The sequence below is a fragment of the Pectobacterium parmentieri genome (assembly GCF_001742145.1).
Taxonomy (GTDB): Bacteria; Pseudomonadota; Gammaproteobacteria; order Enterobacterales; family Enterobacteriaceae; genus Pectobacterium; species Pectobacterium parmentieri.
In genome coordinates this window covers 756,672-774,811 of sequence record NZ_CP015749.1, presented here as the reverse complement: position 1 = coordinate 774,811, position 18,140 = coordinate 756,672, and the positions used below count along the sequence as shown (strand labels likewise).

The window sequence follows — 18,140 nt, the reverse complement described above, 5'->3', positions numbered from 1 at the left end:
ATAGTGCGTCTATTTGTGCGATTTGCCCCTGATGAAGAAAATAGCGACAATACAGCCAATTAAACTCACCGACGGTGCTCTAACTATGCAGGCCGAAATTCTTCTCACCCTGAAACTCCAACAGCGTTTATTCGCCGACCCGCGGCGTATTGAATTGCTCAAGCAAATTCGTCATACCGGTTCAATCAGCCAGGGGGCCAAACTGGCGGGGATTAGCTACAAAAGCGCATGGGATGCCATCAATGAGATGAACCAACTGGCCGAGCAAACCATCGTCGAGCGTATGACCGGCGGTAAAGGCGGTGGCGGTGCGCAACTCACTCGTTATGGCGAACGTCTTCTCCAATTGTACGATTTGCTCGCACAGATTCAGCAAAAAGCCTTTGATGTATTACAGGAAGACGGGTTGCCGTTGGATAGCCTGCTGGCAGCCATCGCGCGTTTCTCGCTGCAAACCAGCGCACGTAACCAATTTTTTGGAACCGTGCTCGCACGAAGTGAAGAACAGGTACAACAACATCTGGATATTTTGCTCGCCGATGGTAAAACAGCGATCAGCGCACTGATTACGCAGCAAAGCGCCGAGCGTCTGCAATTACAGAAAGGGAAAGAGGTACTGGCACTCATTAAAGCACCGTGGATCGATGTATACGCTGCCACCTCTACCGCGCCCGCCGTTGATAACGTCCTACCAGGGCGGATTCAGACCATTCAGCAGGGTGTGGAGAACAGCGAACTTTTGATTACGCTTAACGGAGGCGAAACCCTGTGTGCCATGGTGCCGAATACCTTGCTTGAGCAACAAAAACTACAGCAGGGAACGGACGTAAAAGCCTGTTTTAATGCCGACCGGGTCATCATCGCCACGCTTTGTTAATCACGCGGGTATGCCACAGATCACTGACGAGGGATAGAAGATGTCATTGTTGAAAATCATGCAGGGGTTATTTCGTCTCAGCGATACCCGCATGCTGCGTCTGGACGAATTGACGCTTAAACAAAACCAGTGTTGGGCCTTTGTCGGGGCCAATGGAAGTGGTAAATCGGCACTGGCGCGGGCGTTATCCGGCGAACTGCTTCTCTTGAATGGTGAACGCACCACGGGATTCCAATGCCCTGTTCGTCTGTCGTTTGAACAATTACAAAAACTGGTTTCTGACGAATGGCAGCGTAATAACACCGACATGCTGAGTGAAGGCGAAGATGACACCGGGCGCACCACGGCAGAAGTGATTCAGGATAGCCTCAACAACCCAGCACGTTGCCAACAGTTGGCACACCAGTTTGGCATTACGCACTTGCTGGAGCGTCGCTTCAAGTACCTCTCTACGGGGGAGACTCGGAAGGCGATGCTTTGCCAGGCGCTAATGCCTCACCCCGATCTGCTGATCCTTGATGAGCCTTTTGACGGACTAGACGTCGCCTCCCGCCAGCAGCTTGCCGATGAGTTGCGGAAACTGGCGGACAGCGGCTATACGCTGGTGCTCATTCTCAACCGCTTTGACGACATCCCTGACTTTATCAACCATGTTGGTGTGCTGGCAGACTGTACGCTGACCCGCGTTGGCGAGCGTGAAGCGATCCTCTCTGAGGCGCTGGTGGCCCAGCTCGCTTTTAGCGAAAAGCTATCTGGAAGCTCGCTGCCAGAACCCGAACATCCACTTCAATATATGACACTTCCCACCGATGAAGCACGCATTCTGCTGCGCAACGGCGTGGTACAGTACAACGATCGCCCTATTCTTCACGAACTAACGTGGGAAGTCTTGTCCGGCCAGCATTGGCAGATTGTCGGGCCAAATGGCGCAGGAAAATCGACACTGCTCAGCCTGATTACTGGCGATCACCCACAAGGCTACAGCAATGACCTCACCCTGTTCGGCCGTAAACGCGGCAGCGGTGAAACGATCTGGGATATCAAGCGCCACATCGGTTATGTCAGCAGCAGTTTCCATCTGGACTACCGCGTCAGCACTAGCGTGCGTAACGTTATCCTCTCTGGATTCTTTGACTCTATCGGTATTTATCAAGCTGTCTCCGACCGTCAGCACCATCTAACCGAACAATGGCTTACCCTGCTTGGACTCAATGGCGCTATCGCCGATACACCGTTTCAGTCGCTTTCTTGGGGTCAGCAGCGCCTGACGCTGATTGCTCGTGCATTAGTCAAGCACCCCGCTCTGCTCATTCTTGACGAACCCTTACAGGGGCTCGATCCGCTCAATCGCCAGTTGGTACGCTGCTGGCTGGATATCTTGATTGGCGAAGGGGAAACACAGCTACTCTTTGTCTCCCACCACGCGGAAGATGCGCCCGAGTGCATCACACACCGGCTCACTTTCGTTCCGCATAACGACATCTATCGCTATCAGATTGATGAGTTATGTAAATAATGCCTAAAAACAGGGATGATAACGCTACCACAAAATAAAATGTAGGGTAGAAGACCAGGCTCATTTACACTATAGCCTACGTTTCACTACGTTTATTCGTAAAAAAACCATCGATAACAGAGGCGGATTCTCGCTGTAGATCACCTTTTTCAGTATCTAGCCATGTTATTTTGCAACATTGCGATAATAGAGGTCATTATGAACGTTCTCATCACTGGTGGTAGCGGTTACATAGGGAGTCATACTTGTGTACAATTGCTGGCAGCCGGGCACACTCCCGTCATCCTCGATAACTTGTGCAATAGCAAGGCTAGCGTCGTTAAAACCATTACACGTTTAACGGATAAAGCGCCCATTTTTTATCAAGGAGATATCCGCGACAGCGCACTGCTGGACGATATTCTCGCTAAACATTCTATTGATTCCGTCATCCACTTTGCCGGCTTAAAAGCGGTGGGGGAATCCGTGCGTGAACCGCTGAGTTACTATGACAATAACGTCAACGGTACGCTCGTGCTGGTTGAGGCGATGAAGAAAGCGGGCGTGAAAAACCTGATTTTTAGCTCTTCCGCCACCGTCTATGGCGATCAACCACACACGCCTTATCAGGAAAGTTTCCCAACGGGACACCCCGCTAGCCCCTATGGCCGCAGCAAGTTGATGGTTGAGCAAATCCTGCAAGACTTACAGCATGCCGAGCCAGAATGGAGTATTACGCTGTTGCGCTATTTCAACCCAGTTGGCGCACATCCATCCGGTGAGATGGGCGAAGATCCACAGGGCATTCCCAATAATCTGATGCCGTATATCGCTCAGGTTGCTGTCGGGCGTCGCGACTCGCTGGCGATTTTCGGTAATGACTACCCTACCGTTGATGGTACTGGTGTTCGAGACTACATCCACGTCGTCGATCTGGCCGACGGCCATATCGCCGCCATGAATACCCTGCAAAATCGTGCTGGTGTGCACATTTACAACCTCGGAGCAGGCGTAGGCTACAGTGTATTACAGGTTGTGGAAGCTTTTAGCCAAGCCTGTGGTAAACCGCTGGCTCACCATTTTGCTCCGCGCCGTCAGGGCGATCTACCTGCTTATTGGGCGGATGCCGGACGTGCAGCGAAAGATCTTAACTGGCGAGTCACGCGCTCATTAAAAGAAATGGCGCAGGACACCTGGCGCTGGCAGTCCAACCATCCCAATGGATACGAAGAGGCGTAGCAGCGTTTTTTATGCCCGGTGACGAATTAGGGGATAACTACTTTAAATAATTCAAGTTTCAGGACAAAACGTTAACGTTTTAAACAACGCAGGGCGTTGGCTCTTTAGAGCGAGGCCCACGCAAGTGGGTCGAGTAGCGTAGCCAACGCACACGCACACGCAACTTGAAGTATGGCGAGTATAAGCAGAACTGATTTCTGTTACCTTCCCCAACATTACGCACATCGCCGCCCTCTATCTTGTCGGGCCTCTACAGGAGCAAGTTATGTTGAATGAAAATCTTGGCACGCTGGCACCAGATGGTCAGCCGTTTCAATTAACGACCTTGCAGAACCAGGCGGGTATGCGTGTTTGCCTAATGGACTGGGGGGCAACCTGGCTTTCCTGTGAACTTCCTCTATCAGAGGGTGAGGTGCGAGAAGTGCTATTGGGCTGCGCCTCGCCCGAACAGTATCCGCAACAGACGGCTTATCTTGGTGCATCAATTGGCCGCTATGCTAACCGCATAGCCAAAGCCACATTCAGCCGAGAGGCAGAAATCTTTCATCTGGTTCCAAATCAGAATGAACACCAGTTGCATGGTGGCCCGGAAGGTTTCCATGCCCGCCGTTGGCGAATTATCAGTCACGATGCGACGCAAGTTACTTACCAATTGCACTCACCAGATGGCGATCAAGGGTATCCGGGACATCTCAACGTACAGGTGACCTACGCACTGACCGAGCATAATTCGCTGGAAATATCGTATCAGGCAACGGTAGAAAAAGCCTGCCCTGTCTGTCTGACTAACCATGCGTATTTCAACCTTGATGGCGCGCCGACTGATGTACGTAAGCACCAGTTGCAACTGTTTGCCGACTATTATTTGCCGGTCAATAGCGCGGGGATTCCCAACGCCGATCTGACGCCGGTAAACGCTACTGGAATGGATTTCCGCCAGCCGAAAACGCTGGAAGAAGATTTCCTGCGTGACAGCGTTCAAATGGCCGTCGGCGGCTACGATCACGCCTACTTATTGCATCGCACCTGTGGTTCCAGCGAAAGCCCTGCGGCCAATCTATGGTCACCTGATGGTCGCGTGCTGATGAGCGTTTTCACCAGCGCCCCCGCCTTACAACTCTATAGCGGCAACTTTCTGGCTGGAACTCCCTCACGGGACGGTGGCCAGTATGAAAACTATGCTGGTGTCGCGCTGGAAAGCGAATTCCTGCCTGATAGCCCGAACCATCCAGACTGGCCGCAGCCTGACTGCTGGCTGAAGCCGGGGAAAATCTATCGCTCGGATACCACGTACCAGTTCCTCATCCAGTAACCGAACGATTAAATGTAATTAACTCATTGATAACATTGGCAGGTGGATACCTGTCAATTTACAAAACGACTTTACAAAACTATGCCATTCCCCGCTTGCCCCCTTCCAGCGTAGACGCTTACACTGCAATGACGCCCAAAAAGGAAATGCAATGTCCACATCATCACGGTCTCCACTATTCATCCATCATCTGCGCCATAAAGGCAGGTGGGGATGGCTATTGGCGCTGTGCTGGCTTTTCCTGAATGCACAATTAGCTATCGCAGGTCATCAATGCGACATGACGCTCAGTCAGGCATCCCCCGCGATCCAGCATCAAGCACATCTGCAACAGGGTGATGCTCAACCCTTATCGCCTCACGCTCATCATGCGACGAAAGCGTCTTACGCAACGGACCAGCAAACGCCGCTGTGTGAAAAGCACTGCGTGCCGGATAGCGTGAAGCAGGATAATGGCTCACTGGCATTATTAGCGTTGCCTGTCAGTAGCGAACTGGTGTTAGCGGATCACTCTGTCACACTGAATCAGTCATGCGATACCTGGCTCTCTCCTCCTGCGGCTGGCCCTCCGGCTGAGATCCGCTTCTGCCGATTCAGAGAATAACCCAAGCGATTGATAACACCTGCGCCATCGAGCGCAAACTTTTGTTTATCAATAACTTTTATTGGGATTATTTCTATGCGTATCACTTATTCGGCTATTATCAGCAGCCTGATTTTTTTCGTTTCTTCTTTTATCTCCCCGGTGTGGGCAAACGACCACCAGCACCATGCGATGATGCATACCACTCCCCCTGCGGCGACTGCCGTTTATCAGACTACCGGGATTGTTAAGCAGTGGAACGCCGACAGCGTCACGCTCTCTCACGCCCCGGTTGCCGACCTAAAATGGCCAGCGATGACAATGGCATTCACACTGCCATCAACGAGCGAAATAACGCCACTCGCTGTTAATACGCCAGTCACGTTCAGTTTTATCCAAACTGATAGCGGCTATACCCTGACCGCGATTACGCCACAGCAGCCTTAACCGGAGCACATCATGAACGTATCCAAACACGACGCCGCGCGCGCGTGTCTGGCGATGTTGCTGTGGCTGCCTGCCGCCGTTTTTGCGGCAGATCTGAGTCTTGATCAGGCTTTACAGGCGGCGGAACGTTATTCCGCCGATCTGTCAGCCAATCAACACCAGATTAACGCGCTACAGAACATGGCTGACTCCGCCACACAACTTCCCGACCCTAAACTAAAATTTGGCGTCGAAAACCTGCCATTAGGCGGCAACAACGGTAGCCGACTCACGCGAGAAGGCATGACGATGCAGCGTATCGGTGTCATGCAAACCTATGTCAGCAGCCGTAAGCGTGATAGCAAAGCGCAGGCTATTCGGGTAGAAGCCGATGCGCTGCAAAGTAATAGCGAAAGTATCCGTGCTCGCCTGCAACGGGAAACCGCGCAGGCATGGCTAGATCTGGCGCTCTCGCGCAAAGCGTTGAGCGAGGTCGCGGTGCTGGTCAACGAAAGTCAGCGGCAGATCGCCTCGCAAAAAGCGAGTGTGGCAGCAGGCAGCGAAGCCAGTAGTGTACTGGATGCGCGTCTGACGCTGGCGGCCATGCAGGACAGACTGGCCGATGCCGAGCGAGATACCCGTATCGCGCACGCCAGACTGGTGCAGCTTACCGGTATCGCGGACATCAATGTGAACGGCGAACTGCCCCGCTTTGAACGCTTGCCCGCCTCACCGGAGGTGTTAGGCAACGCCATTCATCAGCATCCCGAAATGCAACAGGCACAGCGTGAAGCCGAACTAGCTCAGGCCCGCTCGGCACAGTCAGCCGTTGCCGCCATCCCCAATGTTGATGTTGAAGTCTATTACGCGAAACGCGGAGATGATTACGACGATATGGCGGGCATGATGGTGACGGTCGATCTGCCGCTGTTCAAATCTAAACGTCAGGATAAAGACTACGCCGCAGATGTATCGCGCAGTATGGAAGCGCGCGACAAAGTCTTGCTCACCGAACGAGAACATCAGGCACAGCTCGATACGCTGATTGCCCAATATCAAGCCGCACAGTCACGCTGGCAGCGTCAGAATAACGAGATTCTTCCGCTACAACAGCAGCGTATCAAACTGATTCAGGCTCAGTATCAATCTGGCAGCAGTAATCTTTCAGCCGTACTGGACGCCCGCCGGGCGCTACTCGAAAGCCGGATTGCCGTTCAGGATACCGCACGGGAGATGGCTCAATATTGGGCCGCCATTCGCTACCTGACGCCACAAGGAAACCCTACGCGATGAGCAAAACAGTAATGAGAAAATCACTGATGTTTAGCCTGATTACGCTGGCTATTCTCAGCGCGGGTAGCGTGGGCTATCTGGTGGGTAAACAGCAAACATCACTCTCCCCCCCTACTACAGAGTCAGAACGGTCAGTTCTCTATTGGTACGACCCAATGGTGCCAGATAAGCGGTTCGACAAACCGGGAAAATCGCCCTTTATGGATATGGAATTGGTTCCCCGCTATGCCGATGATGTGCAGGAAGACGGCGGAGTCACCGTCAGCGCCCGGCAGCAGCAAAATCTTGGCGTTCGCACAGCCCGCGCAGAAATGCGCGAACTTGCCGACCGCAGCACGGGTTACGGCACCGTCGCGCTCAACGAACGCGGATTGCACACGCTGGTCGCACCTAGTGGTGGTATTGTCGAGAAACTCACGGTCAACGCGCTGCAACAACAGGTGAAGAAAGGCGAGACGCTAGCCATATTGTGGAACCCAACCTGGGCAGCGGCACAGCACGAATATCTGGCGGTACGGCACCTGGGCGACAAAATGCTGACCCAATCGGCTCGCCAGCGCCTGGCGCTGCTCTTCATGCCGGAAGCGATTATTCTCCAAGTCGAGCGTAGCGGCAAACCGCAGGATAGGATCGCGATTATCGCACCAGAAGATGGCTACGTGAATAAACTAGAGGTGCGACAGGGTATGCAGTTGAGCCCTGCTCAGCCGCTATTCGAGATTGCCAGCCTGAATCCGGTTTGGATTGATGTCGATTATCCCGAGACGCAGGCCGCGCAGTTAACGATCGGCAGCGATATCGGTGCCACCAGCGCCGCCTGGCCGGGTAAAACCTTCCGCGGCAAAATCAGCGAACTGCTGCCCGTATTGGATAGCGCCACACGCACGTTAAAAGCACGCGTCATACTCGACAATCCGCAGCAGCAACTTAAACCCGGCATGTACCTGACCGTACAGCTTTCTCACGCTCAGGCACAGTCGCGTCTGGCGATCCCGCAGGAGGCCTTGTTGGTCAGCGGTAGCCAAAATCGTGTCTTGCTAAGCGACGGTAACGGCCATTTTACTCCACGTCACATCACTGCAGGCGCATCGATGGGCGACTGGGTGGAAATCATTGATGGACTGAAAGAAGGCGACAATGTGGTCACCTCCGGTCAGTTCTTGATTGACTCCGAAGCCAGCCTGCGCAGCGCCTTACCGCAGTTTGGTGCTGAAGCATCAACAACACCTACAGCTCCCGCAGGCTATCAAACGCAAGGAGTGATCAAAGCGATAAACAGCAACCAGATCACCATTGAGCATGAAGCCGTTCCGGCACTCAACTGGTCACCGATGACGATGGATTTCACGCTGCCGTCGTCAGGGTTGCCACAGGGTGTGGGTGTCGGCAGTACCGTCAACATCCAGTTCACTATGGATGACAACGGGATTCACATTCTGCATTTTTTGTCCGCTAACAATCCGCATGCCGAACACGGAGGTCATCCATGATTGCCTACGTGATTCGCTGGTCACTTAAAAACCGCCTGCTGGTTTTACTGGCTGCGCTGTTCATGGCAGCGTGGGGCCTGCTTTCTCTGCAAAAAACGCCGCTGGATGCCCTACCCGATCTGTCTGATGTTCAGGTCATCATTCGCGTTAGCTATCCGGGGAAAGCACCGCAGGTAGTGGAAAATCAGGTGACCTACCCATTAACCACCACCATGCTTTCCGTTCCGGGTGCCAAAACGGTACGGGGCTTCTCCATGTTCGGCGATGCCTACGTCTATGTGCTGTTTGAAGATGGCACCGATCCTTATTGGGCACGTTCCCGCGTACTGGAATATCTCAGTCAGGTGCAATCCAGCCTGCCTGCCGAGGCCAAAACCTCGCTCGGCCCGGATGCCACTGGCGTCGGCTGGATTTACGAGTACGCGCTGGTCGATCGCAGCGGAAAATACAGTCTGGCCGATTTACGCGGCTTTCAGGACTGGTTGCTGAAATATGAGCTGAAAACCGTGCCCGATGTGGCAGAAGTCGCCAGCGTGGGCGGCATGGTCAAACAGTATCAGATCGTCGTCGATCCAGAACGTATGAGGACGCAGGGTATCACCCACCAGCAGATTGTGAGCGCCGTTCAGGCAGCCAATCAGGAAAACGGTGGCTCGGTGCTGGAGTTGGGTGAAGCCGAGTACATGGTACGCACCACCGGTTATCTGAAAACCGCACAAGACTTTAACCACGTGGTGATTACCACCCGCAACGGCATTCCCGTGCTATTGCAAGATGTGGCAACGCTTCGCGAAGGCCCGGAGATGCGGCGTGGTATCGCCGAACTGAACGGTGAAGGTGAAGTAGCAGGCGGCATCATCGTTATGCGCTATGGCAAAAACGCGCTGAATACGCTGCATGCCGTCAAAGCGCGGTTACAGGAAATACAAAAAAGCCTGCCTGCGGGCGTGGAGATCGTACCAACCTACGATCGCTCACAACTGATTGAACACGCCATCGACACGCTGAGCTTCAAACTGCTGGAAGAATTTGCCGTCGTCGCGGTCATCTGCGCCCTGTTCCTGTTTCACTTCCGCTCAGCGTTAGTCGCGATCATCAGCCTTCCGCTGGGGATTCTGGGGGCATTCATCATCATGCGTTATCAGGGGGTGAACGCTAACATCATGTCACTGGGCGGTATCGCGATTGCCATCGGCGCAATGGTGGATGCCGCCATCGTAATGATAGAAAACATGCATAAAGTCATTGAACAGTGGCGACATGAAAACCCGGGAAAACAGCCGCAGAATAACGAGTGGTGGCAGCTAGCAGAACGAGCAGCGGTGGAAGTGGGCCCCGCGCTGTTTTGCAGCCTGCTGATCATTACGCTGTCGTTTGTGCCTGTGTTCTCATTGGAGGCGCAGGAAGGCCGCATGTTTTCACCGCTGGCCTTTACTAAAACCTATGCCATGGCCGTCGCTGCGGGATTAGGGATTACGTTGGTGCCGGTGTTAATGGGGTATTTCGTTCGCGGAAAGATACCGGACGAGCAGGCGAATCCAATTAACCGTTGGCTGATCGCGCTCTATCATCCTGTACTACAAAAGGTATTGAGCTACCCAAAAATCACGCTGCTGGTTTCTGGTCTGTTACTGCTACTGACGCTATTTCCGCTCAGCCGTTTGGGAAGCGAATTTATGCCGCCGCTAGATGAGGGCGACCTACTGTATATGCCCTCTACTCTGCCCGGCATCTCCGCACGGGAAGCAGGCCGACTGCTGCAACAAACGGACAGGTTAATTAAAACAGTACCCGAAGTCGAGTCGGTCTTCGGCAAAGCAGGCCGTGCCGACACGGCGACTGACCCAGCACCGCTGACCATGCTGGAAAGCACGATCAGGCTGAAACCACGCGATCAATGGCGCGAGGGTATGACGATGGACACGCTGGTTGCCGAGCTGGATCGCACTGTCAACTTGCCGGGTATTGCCAACGTGTGGGTGCCGCCGATCCGCAACCGACTGGACATGCTGGCTACCGGAATCAAAAGTCCGGTGGGTATTAAGGTTAACGGCAATAATCTGGAGGATATCGAACGTACTGCCGCGCAAATCGAGCAGGTGGTAAAACAGGTTCCAGGCGTGACGTCTGCGCTGGCTGAACGGTTAGCCGGAGGGCGATATATCGATATTGATATCGACCGTCAGCGTGCCGCACGCTACGGCGTGTCCGTCGAGGAACTGCAGTCGGTGGTGGCTACGCTAATTGGCGGGCAAAACATTGGTGAAACCATTGAGGGTCGTCAGCGCTACCCCATCAATATCCGCTACCCACGTGAATTACGCGATTCGCTACAAAAGTTGCGTGACCTACCCATCGTGACAGCCAATGGTAGCAGAGTCACACTGGCCGAGCTGGCCGATGTTCGCGTCAGCGAAGGGCCGCCCATGTTGAAAAGCGAAAACAGTCGACTGTCGGACTGGATTTATGTCGATCTGCGCGGCCGCGATCTGAAATCTGCCGTTGAAGACATGCAACAAGCCGTCGCCCAGCAAGTCACGCTACCGGAAGGCGTGTCGTTAAGCTGGTCCGGGCAGTTTGAGTATCTGGAACGTGCCACGGAGAAAATGAAGGTCGTCATCCCCTTCACGCTGCTGATCATTTTCGTGCTGCTCTATATCACCTTCAACCGCATCAAAGATGCACTGCTGATTATGGCAACGTTACCCTTCGCGCTAATAGGTGGCGTCTGGCTGCTCTATCTCCTTGACTATAATCTTTCTGTCGCCGGTGCGGTGGGCTTTATCGCACTGGCGGGGGTATCGGCCGAATTTGGCGTCATCATGCTACTGTACCTCAACCATGCGGTAGAAAAGCACCGTGTGGTTGGTCAGGCACTTTCGCGCCAACAGTTGATGGATGCCATTCACGAAGGTGCCGTTCTGCGCGTGCGGCCGAAAATGATGACCGTGGCAACCATTATGGCAGGGCTGCTCCCCATTATGTGGGGCGGCGGTAGCGGCTCCGAAATCATGCAGCGGATCGCCGCACCGATGATTGGCGGCATGGTCAGCGCTCCCCTGCTGTCAATGCTGGTGATTCCAGCCGTTTACCTGTTATTGCACAAGGGAGATTCCGGTTTGCTGAAACGGTAAAGCCCGAGCGTGATTTTACGCAAATAACCTGCGGATAAATCACGCTTGCCATCGACTATCGATTGCCGATAACCGTTCTCCCCCCCTATAATGAAATCAGTTATCACAGAAATCTTAGGATAGGAAGGAGTTTAGCTATGGCTGTAACTAAGCTAGTACTGGTAAGACACGGTGAGAGCCAGTGGAACAACGAAAACCGCTTCACAGGCTGGTACGATGTTGATCTGTCCGACAAGGGCCGTTCAGAAGCCAAAGCCGCAGGTCAACTGCTGAAAGACGAAGGTTTTGCCTTTGATTTCGCGTATACCTCCGTGCTGAAACGTGCCATTCATACACTGTGGAACGTACTGGACGAGCTGGATCAAGCCTGGTTGCCAGTTGAGAAATCCTGGAAACTGAACGAGCGCCATTACGGTGCGCTGCAGGGTCTGAACAAAGCCGAAACCGCTGAAAAATACGGTGACGAGCAGGTTAAACAATGGCGTCGTGGTTTCGCCATCACGCCTCCAGAGTTGACGCGTGATGACGAACGTTTTCCAGGCCACGATCCACGTTATGCAGCGCTGAGTGACAAAGAGCTACCGCTGACTGAAAGCCTGGCTCTGACCATCGAACGCGTTGTGCCTTACTGGACCGAAACCATCCTGCCACGCATCAAGAGCGGTGAGCGTGTGATCGTTGCGGCTCACGGTAACTCGTTGCGTGCCCTGGTGAAATACCTGGACAACATGGGTGAAGACGAAATTCTGGAACTGAATATCCCAACTGGCGTACCGTTGGTGTATGAGTTCGACGAGAACTTCAAACCAATCAAACGTTACTATCTGGGCAACGCGGATGAAATCGCCGCAAAAGCTGCCGCAGTAGCGAACCAGGGTAAAGCGAAGTAATTTACCTTTGAAATAAAAAAACCCGGCCTGTGCCGGGTTTTTTTATTTCATAATCTTCAGCACTGGCATTCACAATCAATGCCTCATTGATAAAAAGACGAGGGCTACTTTGTATGATAAATGGAGTATCGCTTGATCAATTAAGAACATTCATCGTTGCAGTTGATGAAGGAAGCTTCTCCGCCGCAGCACGCAAACTCTATCGCGCGCAATCTGTCATCAGCGATTTGGTGAGTAATCTCGAAGCGCAGATGGGCGTTCAATTATTCGATCGGTCCGGGCGATATCCCAAACTCACTCCGGCTGGGCAGGCTTTGCTGGCCGATGCACGCGGCATCGTAACCTCTGTCGATTTCATGAAAGCACGGGCAAAGGGGTTATCAGAAGGGCTGGAAGCAGAGCTTTCCGTTGTCATCGATGTGCTGTTTCCTATTGCCACTGTTGCTACTATTGCAAACGAGTTCAAACAGCGCTTTCCTGGTACGCCTCTTCGAGTGTTCGTCGAGGCGCTGGGAGCCACCTATCATCGCGTGCTCGACGGGACGGCGGCGATCGGGGCTGTCGCGGCCTTGCCGAGCGCGCTTGCCTCACTGAGCACCGAGCACCTTGCTGGCATCACACTGGTTATGGTCGCCTCACGTAATCATCCGCTTGCCGCATTCAGGGGATTCATCCCTAAATCGGAACTGGTAAAGCATGTGCAGCTTGTCCTTACCGACCGAACAAGCCTATCCGAGGGGATTGAATACGCCGTTATGTCCTCATCGACCTGGCGGCTCACGGACTTATTTGCCAAGCACGCTTTTCTTCTTAGCGGACTAGGCTGGGGCGGTATGCCATTACACGTAGTACAGCGTAACATTGCAGAAGGAGAGCTGGTTGAACTGATGCTTGAGGATGTCCCGCCCGCAGGCATCTCTGTCCCCATGTCCACCATCTACCGAACAGCAGCGCCCCCCGGCCCTGCCGGGCGTTGGTTCCTTGACCGCCTGAAAAGTCTTCATGGGGAAACAACCGCTGGCCAATAAACGCTCAAAAAGGCGTTCGGCTCACACCGACCTATCGCAGGAACCGATAGGTTCGTTCGGAAAATATCGGGTTTTCGGGTGTCTTTAGCGCAAATATACTGACATGGAAACGATCGGTGCCTGATCGTTGTGCTTATTCGTTATGCTACGAAACCAGTCAGGAAGTCACCTTATGAAAATTCTTCATATCGATTCCAGCATACTCGGCGACTATTCCGTCAGCCGACAACTTTCCGCCGATATTGTCGTAAGGCTGCGTGAATTACACCCAGGTTCCGAGGTCGTCTATCGCGATCTTGTCGAAGATGCCGTGGGTCATCTTTCTGGAGCATATATGGCCGTAATTCGCGGCGGTGGCAATCCCGATCCGCAATTGAGCGACGAAATTGCCCATGGCGATGCTTATATCAACGATCTCTTTGCCGCCGAGATCATTGTCATTGGTGCCCCCATGTATAACTTTACCGTTTCTTCCCAACTCAAAACCTGGATTGATCGTGTCGTTATCGGCGGACGCACATTTGCTTACGGGCCCAACGGACCGCAAGGGCTAATACAGAAAGGGAAGAAACTGTTCATCGCTTCAACTCGCGGCGGAACCTACAGTAGTGATGATGCTACCGCCACGCTTGAACATCACGAAACGTATCTGAAGGCTGTACTTGGTTTTATCGGCCTGACCGATGTAACGGTCATCCGCGCCGAAGGCTTGGGCCTGGGAAATGAAGCAACTAAATCAGCCATCATTAGCCAGGCAAAGCTCAGCATTGCAACGTTAGAAGCCTAACAACGCCAACAGACCAAGAAAGGGAATCGCCATGGAAAAGAATGCTTCAATCATTTCAACAATCGGCCGAGCACTCATTGCAATTGTTTTTGTACTGAGTGGCCTGAGCAAAATTGGTGCATCAGAAGCCACCCAAGGCTACATCACCTCGGTCGGTTTACCCTTTCCTCTTCTCGGTTATTTGATCGCCTTAGTGGTCGAAATCGGCGGAGGAATTCTTTTACTTATTGGTTACCACACGCGAGTGGTTGCTCTCGTGCTGTCCGCCTTTACCGTCGCCACGGCGGTGTTTTTCCATCATAATTTTGCAGACCAGAATGCGATGATTAATTTTCTTAAAAATATAATCATTGTGGGGGGACTGTTACAAATTGTGGCTTTTGGGCCGAGCAAATTTAGCCTTGATGCAAGACGTCACTAGGTGGGCATTTATCATTGACGGCAGTGTTGGCCCGGTTTGCGTTTTCACGAACACAAAACGCAAGACTTTCACTGCCGTTTTTTCACTGGCGTACCGGATAGCACGCCATTCGATATTACTTGCTGCGGCGTTCGCGTACAGCAGACGCTAACTGACGCAGCAGAGATTCCGTATCTTCCCAGCCAATGCAAGCATCGGTCACGCTACGGCCATAAACCAGCGGCTCACCACTTTCCAGATTCTGGTTGCCTTCAACCAGATGGCTTTCCACCATCACACCCATAATCGCTTTTTCGCCCTGAGCGATCTGCCCACAGACATCAGTACAGACTTCCATCTGCTTTTTGAACTGCTTGCTGCTGTTCGCATGGCTAAAATCGATCATGACCTGTGGAGTCAGACCCGCTTTTTCCAGACCAACTTTCACGTCTTTAACATGCTCTGCGCTGTAGTTCGGCGTTTTACCACCGCGTAAGATAATGTGGCAATCGTTATTACCGCTGGTATTCACGATAGCCGAATGACCCCATTTGGTGACAGACAGGAAGCAGTGTGGTGCGCTGGCAGCGTTGATCGCATCAATCGCTACCTTGATCGTGCCGTCCGTACCGTTTTTAAAGCCAACAGGACATGACAGGCCAGATGCCAGCTCACGGTGTACCTGAGATTCCGTAGTACGTGCGCCGATAGCGCCCCAGCTCATCAAATCCGCCATGTATTGCGGGGTAATCATGTCCAGAAACTCACCCGCAGCCGGTAAACCGATATCGTTAATTTCCAACAGCAGTTGGCGCGCAATGCGCAAACCATCATTGATCTGGAAACTATTATTCATGTGCGGATCGTTGATGAGCCCTTTCCAGCCAATTGTGGTACGCGGCTTCTCAAAATAAACCCGCATAACCACTTCCAGATCGTCGTTCAGCTCATTGCGCAACGTCAGCAGACGCGCGGCGTACTCTTTCGCCGCTTTTGTATCATGGATCGAGCAAGGGCCAATCACCACCAGCAGGCGATCGTCATTGCCGTTAAGAATTTTATGGATGGCTGTACGCGCGAACGATACCGTTTCCGCGGCCTTCTCCGTGGCTGGAAACTTTTCTAACAAAGCAACCGGCGGCAAAAGTTCATTGATCTCTTTAATTCTTAAATCGTCATTTTGGTAATTCATAAATAAATCCATCGGTTCCGAAACGGTATGTTAACCCCATCCAATATGCGCCATCCCACCTGTGCGGGCAGCCTGAAAAACGGGATGTTTCATATTGAAGATTGATTATTATATGTCAAGCTGGTGTTATCGGGGCGCTGAAATCAGTAGGATTTACGCGATCAAATGCTCTCAGATGCCGCATCCGTCCTATTTTCACCAGAAAATAGCCCTATCGACAGGCCAGCGAGCGGTAGGATAGGTTTCTCTGTCGGGTTCCAGTAACGCAGCATAGCAACGAAACTTAGGGTAATTTATGGCACATAATCACAGCCACACGGGATCCAGCAACAGTAAACGTCTGTCGGCCGCATTTATCATTACCGCCACGTTTATGGTGGCAGAAGTCATTGGCGGTCTGCTGTCCGGCTCTCTTGCTCTACTTGCGGATGCGGGTCATATGCTGACGGATGCCGCTGCGCTGTTCGTCGCCCTTATCGCTGTACGTTTCGCTCAGCGTAAGCCCAATGCGCGCCATACCTTCGGTTATTTACGGCTCACCACCCTCGCCGCCTTTGTGAACGCACTGACGTTGATACTGATTACCGGCTTCATCTTCTGGGAAGCCATTCAACGCTTCTATGACCCTCAGCCCGTTGCTGGCGTCCCCATGTTGCTTGTCGCCATTGCCGGGCTGCTGGCAAACATCGTGGCGTTTTGGCTGTTACACCACGGCAGCGAAGAGAAAAACATTAACGTCCGTGCGGCGGCCCTACATGTGCTGGGCGATCTACTGGGCTCCGTCGGTGCGATTGCTGCCGCCGTCATCATCCTTTATACCAACTGGACGCCTATCGACCCGATTCTCTCTGTTTTAGTGTCGTGTCTGGTGCTACGCAGTGCATGGTCGCTGTTGAAAGAAAGTATTCACGAACTGCTAGAAGGCACACCGAGCCAACTCAGCGTTGAGGTTCTACAGAAGGATCTGACGCTGAATATCCCCGAGGTCAGGAATATCCACCATGTTCATTTGTGGCAGGTTGGTGAAAAAACCATGATGACACTGCATGCACAAGTGGTTCCACCTCACGATCACGATGCATTGTTAAGACGTATCCAGGAATATTTACTGAAGCATTATCAGATTGAACACGCGACGGTTCAGATGGAATATCAACGCTGTGATGATGACCACTGCTCTTTTCATCAGGAAAGCCATGATACAGAAGGCCACCATCACAAGCATTAAGTTTGGATTACGCGCCGTTTGAAACCATACTGACGCGATTTTCCTGTGCGCTCTTAATCCACAACCAGGAACCGTTCAGGGCAATCAACGTCAGGATCGCGTATTCTACCGCCATCGCATACACGCCCTGATAAGCAAAAATCACCACGCTTATCACATCAATCACCACCCACAGCAGCCAGTTCTCGACGTATTTACGCGTCATCAGGATCATCGCCACGATCGACAACACCATCATGGTGGAATCCCAGAATGGGAACGCATCTGGCTGAAGATTAGGCATCTGCACCGCCAATCCGAGTCCCTGCATGCCAGAAACAGCGATACGCGTCAGCACCACAAATACCGCATCAATGTAGAACGTCATCAAGCCAATCGTGATAATACAGGCCACCGACCAGCCAATCAGCTTCTGCACCGGCAGCCAGCGGATACGCAACTCCACTCCCTGCGCATCGGTCTTACGCGTCCAGGCGTACCAGCCATAAATATTGGCGGCGAAGAAGAAAATTTGTAGTAACAGGCTGGCGTACAGTTGGATCTGGAAAAAGATCACGGCAAACAGCGTGACATTAATCAACCCAAACAGATAGTTGATATTTTTTTCCTGACTCGCGAACCAGATACACAGCAAGCCAAACAGCGTGCCGATCGCTTCAATCCAGGAAAGCTCATATCCCCCTTCGCCAAAAGGGATATGAATTAAAATATTACTGGTACTAAAAAAATCCATCTCACCACCCTGTCTCAATTATTGTAAGAAACG

The 18,140-nt window shown here is 52.6% G+C and carries 16 protein-coding genes; 14 read left to right on the top strand and 2 right to left on the bottom strand.

The features are described from left to right. Nucleotides 1-85: 85 nt before the first annotated feature. From modE to A8F97_RS03305, 13 genes are all read left to right on the top strand, one after another. Nucleotides 86-877 (top strand): molybdenum-dependent transcriptional regulator, encoded by a 792-nt coding sequence (gene modE, locus A8F97_RS03365; protein WP_015730883.1) that lies wholly within the window; start codon nt 86-88, stop codon nt 875-877. A gap of 40 nt (nt 878-917) precedes the next feature. After that, nucleotides 918-2,393: a molybdate ABC transporter ATP-binding protein ModF gene (gene modF / locus A8F97_RS03360; RefSeq protein ID WP_014700671.1), complete on the top strand. Its 1,476-nt coding sequence runs from the start codon at nt 918-920 to the stop codon at nt 2,391-2,393. A 198-nt stretch (nt 2,394-2,591) separates the two neighbouring features. Next, complete coding sequence (galE, locus tag A8F97_RS03355) at nt 2,592-3,611, top strand: UDP-glucose 4-epimerase GalE (RefSeq protein ID WP_015730884.1); 1,020 nt, start codon at nt 2,592-2,594, stop codon at nt 3,609-3,611. A gap of 265 nt (nt 3,612-3,876) precedes the next feature. Continuing rightward, on the top strand, nt 3,877-4,923 hold the full coding sequence (gene galM / locus A8F97_RS03350) for a galactose-1-epimerase (RefSeq protein WP_033071779.1): 1,047 nt from the start codon (nt 3,877-3,879) through the stop codon (nt 4,921-4,923). Between the two features lie 151 nt (nt 4,924-5,074). Further along, on the top strand, nt 5,075-5,527 hold the full coding sequence (locus tag A8F97_RS03345) for a hypothetical protein (protein WP_014700674.1): 453 nt from the start codon (nt 5,075-5,077) through the stop codon (nt 5,525-5,527). Between the two features lie 75 nt (nt 5,528-5,602). Beyond that, complete coding sequence (locus tag A8F97_RS03340; protein WP_014700675.1) at nt 5,603-5,953, top strand: copper-binding protein; 351 nt, start codon at nt 5,603-5,605, stop codon at nt 5,951-5,953. A gap of 12 nt (nt 5,954-5,965) precedes the next feature. Continuing rightward, nucleotides 5,966-7,225 (top strand): TolC family protein, encoded by a 1,260-nt coding sequence (locus tag A8F97_RS03335; protein WP_033071780.1) that lies wholly within the window; start codon nt 5,966-5,968, stop codon nt 7,223-7,225. Continuing rightward, the gene (locus A8F97_RS03330; protein WP_033071781.1) at nt 7,222-8,715 is read left to right on the top strand and encodes an efflux RND transporter periplasmic adaptor subunit; all 1,494 of its coding nucleotides are present in this window, start codon (nt 7,222-7,224) and stop codon (nt 8,713-8,715) included. The genes A8F97_RS03335 and A8F97_RS03330 overlap by 4 nt, the downstream gene beginning before the upstream one ends. Next, nucleotides 8,712-11,849 (top strand): efflux RND transporter permease subunit, encoded by a 3,138-nt coding sequence (locus A8F97_RS03325; RefSeq protein WP_015730888.1) that lies wholly within the window; start codon nt 8,712-8,714, stop codon nt 11,847-11,849. Before A8F97_RS03330 ends, A8F97_RS03325 begins: the two co-directional genes overlap by 4 nt. A 137-nt stretch (nt 11,850-11,986) precedes the next feature. Beyond that, the gene (gpmA, locus tag A8F97_RS03320) at nt 11,987-12,739 is read left to right on the top strand and encodes a 2,3-diphosphoglycerate-dependent phosphoglycerate mutase (RefSeq protein ID WP_005973959.1); all 753 of its coding nucleotides are present in this window, start codon (nt 11,987-11,989) and stop codon (nt 12,737-12,739) included. 113 nt (nt 12,740-12,852) lie between these two features. Next, complete coding sequence (locus A8F97_RS03315) at nt 12,853-13,767, top strand: LysR family transcriptional regulator (RefSeq protein ID WP_014700679.1); 915 nt, start codon at nt 12,853-12,855, stop codon at nt 13,765-13,767. A 172-nt stretch (nt 13,768-13,939) separates the two neighbouring features. Further along, nucleotides 13,940-14,554 (top strand): FMN-dependent NADH-azoreductase, encoded by a 615-nt coding sequence (locus A8F97_RS03310; protein ID WP_014700680.1) that lies wholly within the window; start codon nt 13,940-13,942, stop codon nt 14,552-14,554. A 31-nt stretch (nt 14,555-14,585) separates the two neighbouring features. Then, nucleotides 14,586-14,975: a DoxX family protein gene (locus tag A8F97_RS03305; RefSeq protein ID WP_014700681.1), complete on the top strand. Its 390-nt coding sequence runs from the start codon at nt 14,586-14,588 to the stop codon at nt 14,973-14,975. A gap of 115 nt (nt 14,976-15,090) precedes the next feature. On the opposite strand, the gene aroG is transcribed toward A8F97_RS03305, so the two are convergent. After that, on the bottom strand, nt 15,091-16,146 hold the full coding sequence (gene aroG, locus A8F97_RS03300; protein WP_014700682.1) for a 3-deoxy-7-phosphoheptulonate synthase AroG: 1,056 nt from the start codon (nt 16,144-16,146) through the stop codon (nt 15,091-15,093). A gap of 295 nt (nt 16,147-16,441) precedes the next feature. Between aroG and zitB the strand changes: the two genes are divergently transcribed. Then, the gene (zitB, locus tag A8F97_RS03295; RefSeq protein ID WP_033071782.1) at nt 16,442-17,374 is read left to right on the top strand and encodes a CDF family zinc transporter ZitB; all 933 of its coding nucleotides are present in this window, start codon (nt 16,442-16,444) and stop codon (nt 17,372-17,374) included. 7 nt (nt 17,375-17,381) lie between these two features. On the opposite strand, the gene pnuC is transcribed toward zitB, so the two are convergent. Continuing rightward, a complete protein-coding gene (pnuC, locus tag A8F97_RS03290; protein ID WP_033071783.1) occupies nt 17,382-18,107 on the bottom strand; it encodes a nicotinamide riboside transporter PnuC in 726 nt (241 codons plus the stop codon). Nucleotides 18,108-18,140 lie beyond the last annotated feature (33 nt).

Coding starts and splice junctions, on each gene's coding strand:
- A8F97_RS03305 (WP_014700681.1), top strand. CDS start 14,586: ATGGAAAAGAATGCTTCAATCATTTCAACAATCGGCCGAGCACTCATT.
- A8F97_RS03340 (WP_014700675.1), top strand. CDS start 5,603: ATGCGTATCACTTATTCGGCTATTATCAGCAGCCTGATTTTTTTCGTT.
- modF (WP_014700671.1), top strand. CDS start 918: ATGTCATTGTTGAAAATCATGCAGGGGTTATTTCGTCTCAGCGATACC.
- aroG (WP_014700682.1), bottom strand. CDS start 16,146: ATGAATTACCAAAATGACGATTTAAGAATTAAAGAGATCAATGAACTT.
- zitB (WP_033071782.1), top strand. CDS start 16,442: ATGGCACATAATCACAGCCACACGGGATCCAGCAACAGTAAACGTCTG.
- A8F97_RS03335 (WP_033071780.1), top strand. CDS start 5,966: ATGAACGTATCCAAACACGACGCCGCGCGCGCGTGTCTGGCGATGTTG.
- A8F97_RS03330 (WP_033071781.1), top strand. CDS start 7,222: ATGAGCAAAACAGTAATGAGAAAATCACTGATGTTTAGCCTGATTACG.
- A8F97_RS03310 (WP_014700680.1), top strand. CDS start 13,940: ATGAAAATTCTTCATATCGATTCCAGCATACTCGGCGACTATTCCGTC.
- A8F97_RS03315 (WP_014700679.1), top strand. CDS start 12,853: ATGATAAATGGAGTATCGCTTGATCAATTAAGAACATTCATCGTTGCA.
- galE (WP_015730884.1), top strand. CDS start 2,592: ATGAACGTTCTCATCACTGGTGGTAGCGGTTACATAGGGAGTCATACT.
- A8F97_RS03325 (WP_015730888.1), top strand. CDS start 8,712: ATGATTGCCTACGTGATTCGCTGGTCACTTAAAAACCGCCTGCTGGTT.
- galM (WP_033071779.1), top strand. CDS start 3,877: ATGTTGAATGAAAATCTTGGCACGCTGGCACCAGATGGTCAGCCGTTT.
- modE (WP_015730883.1), top strand. CDS start 86: ATGCAGGCCGAAATTCTTCTCACCCTGAAACTCCAACAGCGTTTATTC.
- gpmA (WP_005973959.1), top strand. CDS start 11,987: ATGGCTGTAACTAAGCTAGTACTGGTAAGACACGGTGAGAGCCAGTGG.
- pnuC (WP_033071783.1), bottom strand. CDS start 18,107: ATGGATTTTTTTAGTACCAGTAATATTTTAATTCATATCCCTTTTGGC.
- A8F97_RS03345 (WP_014700674.1), top strand. CDS start 5,075: ATGTCCACATCATCACGGTCTCCACTATTCATCCATCATCTGCGCCAT.